The sequence below is a fragment of the Ignatzschineria cameli genome, from assembly GCF_003121895.1.
GTDB lineage: Bacteria > Pseudomonadota > Gammaproteobacteria > Cardiobacteriales > Wohlfahrtiimonadaceae > Ignatzschineria > Ignatzschineria cameli.
Genome location: NZ_QEWW01000018.1, coordinates 1 through 10906, shown reverse-complemented (window position 1 = coordinate 10906; position 10906 = coordinate 1). Strand labels below are relative to the sequence as shown.

Here is a 10906-nt window from a genome sequence, read left to right as displayed (position 1 = left end):
CTTCCATCATTTGCATGCCGGCAGATATCGCTACTTTAGCGATTGATAATATTGAAGCAATATTGTTTTGATATCAGCTGAACGCTGCCGGATCTTACCATTGCATACTTCCAGAAAACGCATGCCGGCAGTTGGCGATCTTCTATCGCCGGTAAGAGGGCATTAGAGATGCCAATCGGCGGGCATGCGATTGCAATAAGAATGAAATGGTTGGTTCCCGCGACTTTACGAGCCCTTCTTATGAATGATGGATGATGACTAAAATGATGTTAGAAGATGTTTTTAAGCCATTCGATCTTAAAAGGCTCTTCACCGACGATGGTGATAAGGTCGATTCTTAAGGGAAGCGCCGTGGGATATTGTTGTAGATAGGTCTCGATGGTTAAGCGCATTCGCTCCTGCTTTTGTGGCGTAATGGCATCAGCTGCGGTGGCAAAATACTCATGCCGGCGATATTTAACTTCGATAAAGAGGAGCGTCTTCTCTTGCTGATTAGGAGTTGCTTCAAGCGCGATAATATCGATCTCCCCATAACGGGAGTGAAAGTTCTGCGCAAGAATCTTACAACCACGCTTGATCAGGTAGTTTTGAGCGATCTTTTCCCCACTATAACCGCGCGTTTTGCTGTTCGTCATTTTAAGCATCTCTTGATATACTGAAGCCTTTCGAGATAGATAAAGAGTGAATTGATGTCAACTTGTTACGTTGTTGCAACCCCGATAGGAAATCTTCAAGATATGACCCCGAGAGCGGTGGAGACGCTGAAGAGTGTGAAGGCAATTTTTGCCGAAGATACTCGTGTCTCGGCGAAGTTATTGCTCCATTTTGGCATTAATGCGCCCCTTATCTCGCTACATGAACATAATGAGATGAGTCGGCTAGCAAAAATGACCGAATATCTCTCTGCCGGTGATTCGGTTGCGATGATCTCAGATGCCGGCACGCCCTTGATCTCCGATCCCGGTTTTACTGTAGTACAACATCTGCGGAAAGAGGGATTTTCAGTGATCCCGATTCCGGGGGTGAGCGCTATCATTACGGCGCTCTCTGTGGCAGGTATTCCTACCGATCGCTTTACCTTTATCGGTTTTCTTCCCTCTAAAAAAGGGCAACGTCAATCGGAGCTAGCACAATTAGCAAAAGCGGAAGAGACCTTAATCTTCTATGAGTCGAGCCACCGTATCTTAGCGATGTTAGCAGACTTGGTTGCGACTTTTGGTGCAGAGCGACAGATCTTTGTGGGGCGGGAGATGACCAAACGATTTGAAGATTATCGCTATGGCACAGCAGAAGCGCTCCATCAACACTATGACACCCATAGCGGAGAGATTCGCGGAGAGTTTGTAGTGGTAACAACAGGTGAAAAGCAGGTTGCTGAGGCAGGGGATCTCTCTTATATGCTTCTTCTTGAGACCTTAATGGCAGAGAAGCTCCCTCTAAAGCAGATCTCCACCATATTGCATAAAGTGACAGGCAGAGCTAAAAATGAGCTCTATCAAGAATTATTAGCATTGAAAGATGAGGAGTCATCATCATGAGTGAAAATGTGAAAGAGCAGGTAGCGGCAGATGTTACCTCAACCGCAGAAGCGGAGAGAGAAGAGAAGGCGCTCCACAAATTTAGCCGATATGATTGGATTCTTGGATCGAAATTAGCAGGCCTCTTCTCGATTCGGATGTTAGGAATCTTTATTATCCTACCGATCTACTCCTTCTATACCAAGGAGCTTGCCGGCACCACCCCTCTTCTTGCCGGGCTCTTTATTAGTAGTTACGCTTTAACGCAGATTATTTTGCAGCCGCTCTTTGGGACGATCTCCGATTATTTTGGGCGGAAGATGACAATCATAATCGGTATGGCGCTCTTTGTGGTGGGAAGTTTAATGATCGCTTTTACCGATTCAATCTATCTGGCGATCTGGGGGCGCGTGGTTCAAGGCTCAGGAGCCGTCTCCGCCGTTGTTTTAGCCTTTACTAGTGATGTGGTAAGAGAGGAGATCCGCGGGAAGACAATGGCGCTGATCGGCGTTAGTATCGGCTTTACTTTTGGATTGGCGATCTTTATCTCCCCCATTATCTACGGTTTTTTTGGGGGAATGGGGGTCTTTCTACTCTGTGCGATTTTAGGTGTGATTGCAATCTACGTCACCTTAGCGCAATTGCCGGCGAGTGAACAACATAAAGCGAATCGAGAAAATCCTATTCCGCTAATGGAATCGATCAAAGCAGCATGGTCTGATGGGGATATTAATCGTCTCTATCTCGGCGGTTTTATGCTTCATCTGATCTTAACGCTTGGTTTTACCATCTTCCCTTGGCTTCTGGAAGGCGAGGGCTTTCTGCCGCAAGATTCGTGGAAGATCTATCTGCCAAGCTTTCTAATCGCAATTATTTTAATCTTCCCCGGCGTAGGTGTTGCTGAGCGTTTTCGTCAATTTCGCCTCTTCTTCTTAATCTCCATTGCGGCGCTTATTATTGCCATGATCGCACTCGCTTTTGTGACCGGTTATGGGAATTATCTCTTCTTTATGACCCTCTTTTTCTGGGGTTTTAATATGATGGAAGCGATGCAGCCCTCCTTGATGAGTCGCTTAGCGCCGACTCAAAATCGAGGAATGGTGATGGGATTCTTCTCTTCAAGCCAATTTTTAGGGGCCTCAGTGGGCGGGATTTTAGCGAGTGTGATCTTCGGTTACTTCACGGCGCTTCCGGTTTTGATCGTTGGAGCGGTACTTTTAGCGCTCTGGTTTGTAATCGCGATTCCGATGCAAAATCCACAAAAACGGCCTGAAAATGCAGATTCTACGGTAAGTAATAATGCCGAGGAGGCCGAAACTGCGACAGAGAGATCGTAAGTTTCTTGCGCTCTTTTTGCTGAGCGCTCGATTTTAGATACGGTTTTGATCGCTGATGCGGTACAATATCTCCTGGTGAGAAGTGTATCGATCAGCGATTTTTTTATTGCTCCATTTTTTAGATACACCTTCAATGTTTTACCTTATATTTTTTACCTTATATTGGTGGCGGCTGATAACAGTGGCCCTAATTCTTTAACAATTAAGAGATATTCATGAGTTCATTTACCCAAGTTGCAAAACAGGTTGCGATTGATTCAGGTCGTGGCATTCGTTCAATCTATTATCGTTTAGATCGTTTAAATCCAGAACAGCGGGCGGATGATCAGCTTTTCCAACAATTTTATGAAAAAATTGAAGGGGAGATGATCGAAGCGCTCTTAAAGCTCTATCCCGATCATACCTTTTATGCGAACTACCATTCAGGCTTAAGTAATAGCCCTCGTTTTACTTGGTATGTGGGTTTAAGTGGTGCAGAAAACTTCCGTCTGATGACACCACACTTCTCCATTACGATCGCTTTAGAGATGGATGGCGAACTACAATCGGCAGTGATCTATGATCCGATTGCCGATAAAATTGTTGCAGAAGCCTCTAAAGGATTAGGTGTTCTTTCAGAAGATGAAGAGCAACGCGTTCGTTTAGGGAAAAGTGATGGTAAGATCGAAAATGCGTTCCTTTTAACGGCAATGACAGCAAAAGAGGAAGATCTCGAGCGCTTTGGGCAGATGCAATTTAAGTGCAAAGCTCAACGTATTTTAGGGGATTTTGCGAAAGATAGCGCCTTAGTGGTAAAAGGACACTACTCAGCCTATTATGCGCCAACATTTGATCTCTGTACGCTCAAAGCAGTGCAATTAGTTGCCGGTGAAGCAGGTCTCTTGGTAACCGATTATCAAGGTGGAGAAGATGTTGAACGAAGTGGCAATGTTGTCGTTACCCATCCGAAGTTACTCAAAGAACTTCTTCAATCATTGCGTCTCTAATTATTAATGAGTATCCCCATCGTTGTCTGAATTCTATTTCATACAACTTATTGAGTAAGAGCCGGCATCATTGATGTCGGTTTTTTGTTGCCAACGATTGTTAGGAAAATCGGGCGCTATTTCAAATCCTCTTTTTCAAAGAGATTTTATTATGATAGATTATTGATTCTATTTGAGCGATTTTCCTCTCTATCTCATCACGATAATGCTCAGTCGATTTAGGAAGGCTAGATGCTAAAAAGATTAAGTTTACAACTCTATTTTTTGCTAATTATCACCATACTTTTGTGTGGGCGAGCAATGGCGCGAAGTGAAGATAATGGTTTGCACTTTAAGAGTGAGCGCTATCAGGATCACCGCTATATCTCTGTAGAGATCGATCTTAATCAAGTAGATCTTACGCACCATATGGTGAATCCTAAAACGGGGCAAAATTATGTCACCTTTGGCGCGTTACGGCAGCTCTTACGCACAAAAGGGGAGGCCTTGCTCTTTGCGATTAACTCCGGCATCTATACAAAAGAGTATAAACCCCTTGGGCTTCATATCGAAGATGGGAAGGTGCATTCTCCCCTTAATCTAATCACCTCAAATCGAGGGCAGGGGAATTTTTCGCTTCTTCCTAATGGCGTTTTCTTCTTAACTCAAGAGCATCGTGCTGAAGTTTTGGATACAGAGCGCTTTCATCGGCGATTTCAGGGCGATTATCGTGGAATTAAGGCGGCAGTGCAGTCCGGGCCGATGTTGGTGATTAATGGTGAATTTAACCCCTATTTCTTCTCAGAATCGGATAGTTATCGTATTCGAAGCGGAGTTTGCGCAAAAGATCAGGGGCGCCGGGTGATCTTTGTAGTGACGGAAGATGCTGTTAACTTCTATGAGTTTGCTCGCTTCTTTAAAGAGGAACTTCAGTGTCAAAATGCTCTCTATCTCGATGGTACATTGGCGCGAATCTACTTTAACGGGCGAACCTATGGTGCTTCATTCTGGCAATCGAAGCCGTTAGTGGGAATCTGGTCGGTGATTCGTCCTGCTTCTTAAGATCAAGAAAAACCCGATCCTAGAAGAGATCGGGTTCTTATTTGCCATCAGTGAATGAGCGATATCAAATAATCTGGCGCATCATACAATCCTCGCATCACAGATTCTTCGTATTACACAATCTTTGTATTGCGCGCTCTTTAATGAAGATTTAATGGTGATTAATAGAGGATATCTAATCTCCTAGCTGATAGTGAATCGGATGGATCGGTAGCGTAATGGTGATCGAAAGACCATGATCATTCACCGCTTTTACCTTTCCATGATGCGATTCCACAAGGCGCGTGACAATCGCTAAGCCTAAGCCAGAACCGCCATAATCATTGAAGTCCGCAGGGCGCTCGCCACGATAGAAGGGTTCAAAGATCTGAGGCAGATCCTTCTCTAATACGCCCGGACCATCATCATGAACATTGATAATAAAGAATCGCTCCGTTGCTGAGACGGTAACATCGATCTTTGTATGGGCATAATGGATCGCATTGCGAACAATATTCTCAATGCCACTACTAATCAGTTCGAGATTTGCCGTAATCATAATATCGGGAATCTCATTAAACTTGAGTCGCTTTCCTTTCTCTTTCGCTTCAAAAGAGGCATCTTCAAGGAGCGGCCAGAGAAGATCTCGTAGCGGAATTGCCTCAAATTGTTCCGGATTGAGAATCATCTGTTTTGATAGCGAGAGGAGTGATTGAATACGATCCTCTAATAATCGGATATTGTCATTGATTCGTTGTACTTCATCATCGATCTCCGCAATATTTTTAAGGCGAATCAAGCTATTAGCTAGTTGAATACGCGTAATCGGTGTTCGCATCTCATGAGAGAGATTAGCAAAGAGGCGCGTTCGTTCATCTTGTGCTTTTTTGAGGGTTGCGATCATCTGATTAAAATGCTTCGCAAGTTGGCGATACTCTGTTGGTCCTTGCATCTCAAGATAACGATCTTCTCGCCAATCTCCGCGACTAACACGGATCACGGCTTGTACTAAATTCTTCATCGGAATCATTAGTGACCAGCTTAAAACCGCTGCAAAAGGGAAGCTAATCACTAACATCAAGATAAAGAGGAGAAGCGGGGCATCATACACGCGGGAGAGGTAGTACGATTGCGGGAGCGCATTGGTGACAAGATAATAGACGTTAGGATCGTTTGTAAAGTTAAAAGGACCGATAATCTCATAATCTTTAATCTCTTGCTGATAGACCTTTTTGCTGGGAAGAGTGCTTACGATAAAACGGATCATCTGTTCATTATCAATACGACGAAGAACATTGTAACGCTCGGCAGTATCTTCCGGAATTACAATAAGGTGTGAGTCATCTACATAATCGAGGAAACGATTAGAGGGCGCACTATGAAGCATATGAATAATTTTAGAACCGTAAAAGGTATATTCACCCTGTGGCGTAGGAAGAATCCTTCTCTGATCAAATTGGGGAAGATAGATCGTCAATGAGATCATTAAGATCATGCTGATCCAGATCGTGATAAAGACCCGTATGCTTAAGTGATTAAATATTTTTAAAGATCTTCTCATATAGGGGCGCCGCTATAGGGAGTCGTATTGCTCTGTGGTGCAAAAAGCCCCAAGCTTAAAAAAGAGAGGGGCTTTCATTAAAGTATGATCGAAATCCTATTCTAAGAAGAGATATCCCAATCCATGAACTGTCTTAAACCAGGGAAGGCCATCCGCTTTCTCCGGCAGTTTCTTCCGAATATTACTTAGATGCATATCGATAACGCGATCGAATGATTGATGTCTCTTTCCTAACACGTTACGGCTAAGCTCTTCACGGCTGACGGTCTCACCTTTACGCTGCACCATATAGTAGAGAACGGAGAACTCCGTTGTGGTGAGATTGATCTGCTCATCTTTATAAGTTGCTCTAAATTGTGCAGAATTGAGCGTTAAGCCATGCGCTTCTAATATCGTACGATCGCTATTCTCTTCATCGCTACTATCTGAAATTTGGCTCTGGAGGCGTAATCGTGCACGAATACGGGCGACAAGCTCCCGATCGTCAAAAGGCTTAGCGATATAGTCATCCGCCCCTAATTCAAGGCCTAATACGCGGTCAAAGCTATCTCCTTTTGCCGAGAGAATAATCACGGGAAGTGTTGGATGATCTTTTCGGAGCTCTTTTAAGGTATCCCAGCCATTTTTTTCCGGCATCATCACATCTAAGATGACCACATCCGGAGTAGATGATTCGAGATACTCTAGACATTCAACACCATTTTTCTTAATGATTGTCTCAAATCCTTCATACTCTAAAATCTTTGGCACAAGCGCCTGAAGTTCTGTGTCATCATCAACAAATAAAACTTTAGCTTGAGCGGTCATTACTTTATCCATCCTCTGTTATCAATAGTTAGTACTTGCTCTCAAGTAGACAAAACATATTGAAATTTAAGTGTAATTTACAAAATATATTTACAAAACATACGAAATATTTATATTCATAAATAGATCGATTCTTTCCCGATATAAAAGATCGGGATGGTCATAGGTCTCTTGATTGAAGATTCATAATGATCGCACCAATGCGATTGGGCCTTATCAGATCTAAGGATCGTTCGGGATCGATCAATCTTATAATTCAATCTCTCAATTCTGCTAGCAGAGGGGAAAATTCTCGCTCTACAGTCCTCTTATGAGATAAGTGATAGAATCTAACTTTTACCACTCAATCCTACTTTAATGCAAATTGATAATTGAAAGATGATAAAAATTTTTATGAATCGTGACCTCAAGATTTTATTTTAATAAAAAATGTGAAAATGTTCCGTCTATAATTGTAATAACTCTAAATTATATGTTTTAAAGCGTAAAGATTATTGATTTTAAAGGTAGTGTTACTAAAAAAATATTATTTTAATCATACTTTGACGGCGCATTTTTAAGGGATTCTCTCTCTAAAAAGTATATACTTTACAAAAATAGAGAATATCCTTTTTTATCAAAAAATATGCAGTGGAGTAGACATCCCCTTCAATATATGTCTCTTCATATGTCTCTTCTTCAATCTCTCCCCTCAACCTCCCTCTTAATTTCCTTTCGGTGGTTTTTAGCTCTTCCTCAGTTCTTATTGATCTTGCAGAGTGATCAATAAGATTGTGATTGAGGATTAAATTGTAAAAAAAGAAAAGATTAGTAGATCATTATTGCAGGTGGGAATCGATTCATTGCCACGGCATCTACTTATGATTAATCGTTTCCCTATTGATTAATGTTTCCAGAAGCTAGGGGTTACTAAGACAAAGAGGGTAAAGATCTCTAAGCGACCGAGAATCATCGTAAACATTAAAGTGGAGAGCGCGCCATCGGGCAGTGCGCCATAGGTGCTTGAAACTGCGCCTAATCCGGGGCCAGTAATATTGAGGCAAGCCGCAACAGCCGAGAAGGCATCAAGGGGTGAGAGGCCAAAGGCGGTCATCACCAAGGTGAGAATCGCTGTTGAGAAGGCATAGATTCCCAAAAAGGCCCAGACACTACCGAGAATATCATTATGGACAACACGGCGATTGAGGCGAATTGGAAACTTACCATGTGGATGGATGAGGAGTTTAATCTCCCGCATCGCTTGTTTAGTAAGGAGAATCACCCGAATCACCTTCATCCCGCCGGCAGTCGAGCCTGAACAGCCCCCAATAAAGGTGATAAAGACAATCAGAATGGGCAGATAGCTCGGCCAGCTACTAAAGTCGGTAATGGTCAATCCCGTCGTTGTGATCATGGAGATCACGGCAAAAGCGGCTTGTAGTAGAATCTCGCCAACGCTATCGAAGACTTCAAAATTGTAGAGCCCAAAAGCGATCAAGGCGATCGCCGTTAGACAGATAAAGGCAAAGGCGCGAAGTTCACTACTTTGGAGGTAGAGGCGCAATTTCTTCTGTCTAAAGGCTAAGAAGTGGGTTGTAAAGTTGATCGAGCTGATAAACATAAAGATAATCGCGGTGATATCGATAAACTTGCTCTTAAAGTGGCCTAAACTATCATCGTAGTTAGAGAAGCCAGCCGTTGCAACCGTGGTAAAACCATGGGTAATGGCATCGAAGAGATCCATGCCACCGATGTAGTAGACAATAATACAAGCGGCTAAAAGAATCAGATAGACTGACCAGAGATTACGAGCTGTTTGGGCGATTCTTGGGGTGAGGTTATCCTCTTTAAAAGGTCCTGAGACCTCCACCTTAAAGAGCGCTAATCCCCCCATGCCGAGAAGGGGCATAATCGCCACCGCAAGAATGACGATCCCCATTCCGCCAAAGAAGTGGAGTTGCGTTCGATACCAGAGGATCGATTTAGGGAGATCTTGAATATGGGTCAATACCGTTGCGCCGGTGGTGGTAAATCCTGAGGTTGCTTCAAAGAGTGCATGGGTGATTCTAAGATCTACTGCCGGCGAGATAATTAGCGGCAGGGCGCTGATGCAACTCAGCGTTGTCCAGAAGAGGGAGACAATCAGAAAGCCATCGCGCGTCTTTAGTTTTCCTTCCGTTTTACGACAAGGAAGCCAAAGTGCTAAGCCGAGGGCAAAAGTACTTAGAAAAGTGATAAAGAAGTATTTAGCCTGCCCATCATGGTAGATATAGGAGATGATAATTGGAATAAGATAGGTAAAGCTAAAGCTTGTTACTAAAATACCAATGATCTTAAGGACAGGGGTAATCTGATTGCGCATGGCGCCTCTACTCACAAAAAAATAGGATAGCTAATGATAGGGGATATTTCTATCGATGCAATCCCAAGGGGAAGATTCTAGCTTGTTTAATTCTATATGATTTAACCACAAAAAGGGCTTTATTGAAATAAGGGCTTATTTTACCGCTATTTGTTGTCGCTGTCCTGCATTTTATCGTGCGAAGCCTTGCTTTTTACTAGTAAACAGTAGAAAATATGAGCGACTGCCATTTAAATAATATTGAATGGACAGGTGTATAATATCTTCTAAATATTATTTTTATTAAGGAACACGTAATATGAAAAACTTAGCGAAAGTAGCAGCATTAGTTGTTGTTGGTGCAATCACAGTTGGTTGTGCATCACAAAACGTTGAAGCGAAAGCAGACGAAGCATTAAAAACAGCAAACGAAGCGAAAAGCATCGCACTTGCAACACAAGCACAATTTGACAAATACTTCACAAAAACTCGTTTCAAGTAATCGCTTAATTGCGCTTAGAGATTAAGGTGAAAAAGGGGTTATCACGAATTATTAATCGGATTAACCTCTTTTTTTGCAATAATCTTAACGAGAGAAGTCTATTAACCCAATAATCAAAAACGCTATTATAAGGGTCGAAATTTAATAATCAGATCGGTGATTAATCGATAATAAATTTAAATCCAATAGTTGTGAATTGATGTTAAAAACCCCGCCATTTGTGCGGGGTTTTCTATTATGTAGGAAACAGAAGCCGATGAGTTGCCGGATCCTACTATCGTGTTTTTCCATAAACTGCGCGCCGGCAGAGGGTAATCAAATTACCGGCATTATGGATCGGTTGGGAAAGATTCATTCTCGGCATCATCGATGCCGACTTGCGGGCATGCAGTTGTAATAAGATTGCAATGGTCGGCTCCCGCCTTTCAATGCACCTTCTTAAGTATTGATGATTGAAACAAAATGAGCCGATGAGATGCCGGATCTTACTATCGCGTTCTTCCAGAAATTGCGTGCCGGCAAGAGGTGATCTCTGCATCACCTATTTATTCGTACTTTAAGTTCTTATTGAAGAGGGCAGTAACTAGAGGTTATTCTCTCGATCTTCCATAAACTGCGCGCCGGCAGAGGGTAATCAAATTATCGGCATTATGGATCGGTTGAGATGAATCAATTTTCGGCATCATCGATGCCGACTTGCGGGCATGCAGTTGTAATAAGATTGCAATAGTCGGCTCCCGCCTTTCAATGCACCTTCTTAAGTATTGATGATTGAAACAAAATGAGCCGATGAGATGCCGGATCTTACTATCGCGTTCTTCCAGAAATTGCGTGCCGGCAAGAGGTGATCTCTGCA

At 42.8% G+C, this 10906-nt stretch carries 11 protein-coding genes; 5 read left to right on the top strand and 6 right to left on the bottom strand.

The window, feature by feature from the left end; all coding sequences use genetic code 11:
- Window positions 1-269 precede the first annotated feature (269 nt).
- Window positions 270-635 carry a YraN family protein gene (locus DC077_RS10395; RefSeq protein WP_109202496.1) on the bottom strand — a complete coding sequence of 122 codons (366 nt, stop codon included), beginning with the start codon at window positions 633-635 and terminating at the stop codon, window positions 270-272.
- 54 nt (window positions 636-689) lie between these two features.
- Between DC077_RS10395 and rsmI the strand changes: the two genes are divergently transcribed.
- The 4 genes from rsmI to DC077_RS10375 all read left to right on the top strand — a co-directional run bounded on the left by rsmI (window position 690) and on the right by DC077_RS10375 (window position 4881).
- The gene (gene rsmI, locus DC077_RS10390; protein WP_109202495.1) at window positions 690-1538 is read left to right on the top strand and encodes a 16S rRNA (cytidine(1402)-2'-O)-methyltransferase; all 849 of its coding nucleotides are present in this window, start codon (window positions 690-692) and stop codon (window positions 1536-1538) included.
- On the top strand, window positions 1535-2854 hold the full coding sequence (locus DC077_RS10385) for an MFS transporter (protein WP_109218038.1): 1320 nt from the start codon (window positions 1535-1537) through the stop codon (window positions 2852-2854). Before rsmI ends, DC077_RS10385 begins: the two co-directional genes overlap by 4 nt.
- A 215-nt stretch (window positions 2855-3069) precedes the next feature.
- Window positions 3070-3840, top strand: a complete 771-nt coding sequence (locus tag DC077_RS10380; RefSeq protein ID WP_109218037.1) for an inositol monophosphatase family protein — start codon at window positions 3070-3072, stop codon at window positions 3838-3840.
- A 231-nt stretch (window positions 3841-4071) separates the two neighbouring features.
- Entirely contained in the window at window positions 4072-4881 is an 810-nt protein-coding gene (locus DC077_RS10375) for a phosphodiester glycosidase family protein (protein ID WP_109202492.1), read from the top strand.
- A gap of 175 nt (window positions 4882-5056) precedes the next feature.
- Here DC077_RS10375 and DC077_RS10370 read toward each other — a convergent pair whose 3' ends face one another.
- From DC077_RS10370 to DC077_RS10360, 3 genes are all read right to left on the bottom strand, one after another.
- A complete protein-coding gene (locus DC077_RS10370; protein ID WP_109202491.1) occupies window positions 5057-6421 on the bottom strand; it encodes an ATP-binding protein in 1365 nt (454 codons plus the stop codon).
- Between the two features lie 96 nt (window positions 6422-6517).
- Window positions 6518-7228, bottom strand: coding sequence for a response regulator (locus tag DC077_RS10365; protein ID WP_109202490.1), 711 nt, complete (start codon window positions 7226-7228; stop codon window positions 6518-6520).
- An 883-nt stretch (window positions 7229-8111) separates the two neighbouring features.
- On the bottom strand, window positions 8112-9569 hold the full coding sequence (locus DC077_RS10360; protein WP_109202489.1) for a potassium transporter TrkG: 1458 nt from the start codon (window positions 9567-9569) through the stop codon (window positions 8112-8114).
- Between the two features lie 298 nt (window positions 9570-9867).
- Here DC077_RS10360 and DC077_RS10355 point away from each other — a divergent pair, with 298 nt between their 5' ends.
- The gene (locus tag DC077_RS10355) at window positions 9868-10050 is read left to right on the top strand and encodes a hypothetical protein (protein WP_094567401.1); all 183 of its coding nucleotides are present in this window, start codon (window positions 9868-9870) and stop codon (window positions 10048-10050) included.
- A gap of 274 nt (window positions 10051-10324) precedes the next feature.
- Here the strand turns inward: DC077_RS10355 and DC077_RS10760 are convergent, their stop codons facing one another.
- Complete coding sequence (locus DC077_RS10760; protein ID WP_133243560.1) at window positions 10325-10591, bottom strand: hypothetical protein; 267 nt, start codon at window positions 10589-10591, stop codon at window positions 10325-10327.
- A 49-nt stretch (window positions 10592-10640) separates the two neighbouring features.
- Window positions 10641-10906, bottom strand: a 266-nt coding sequence (locus DC077_RS10985) for a hypothetical protein (protein WP_204758307.1), incomplete at its 5' end; no start/stop codon positions are given.

Coding starts and splice junctions, on each gene's coding strand:
- DC077_RS10370 (WP_109202491.1), bottom strand. CDS start 6,421: ATGAGAAGATCTTTAAAAATATTTAATCACTTAAGCATACGGGTCTTT.
- DC077_RS10375 (WP_109202492.1), top strand. CDS start 4,072: ATGCTAAAAAGATTAAGTTTACAACTCTATTTTTTGCTAATTATCACC.
- DC077_RS10355 (WP_094567401.1), top strand. CDS start 9,868: ATGAAAAACTTAGCGAAAGTAGCAGCATTAGTTGTTGTTGGTGCAATC.
- DC077_RS10365 (WP_109202490.1), bottom strand. CDS start 7,228: ATGACCGCTCAAGCTAAAGTTTTATTTGTTGATGATGACACAGAACTT.
- DC077_RS10385 (WP_109218038.1), top strand. CDS start 1,535: ATGAGTGAAAATGTGAAAGAGCAGGTAGCGGCAGATGTTACCTCAACC.
- DC077_RS10360 (WP_109202489.1), bottom strand. CDS start 9,569: ATGCGCAATCAGATTACCCCTGTCCTTAAGATCATTGGTATTTTAGTA.
- DC077_RS10395 (WP_109202496.1), bottom strand. CDS start 635: ATGACGAACAGCAAAACGCGCGGTTATAGTGGGGAAAAGATCGCTCAA.
- DC077_RS10380 (WP_109218037.1), top strand. CDS start 3,070: ATGAGTTCATTTACCCAAGTTGCAAAACAGGTTGCGATTGATTCAGGT.
- rsmI (WP_109202495.1), top strand. CDS start 690: ATGTCAACTTGTTACGTTGTTGCAACCCCGATAGGAAATCTTCAAGAT.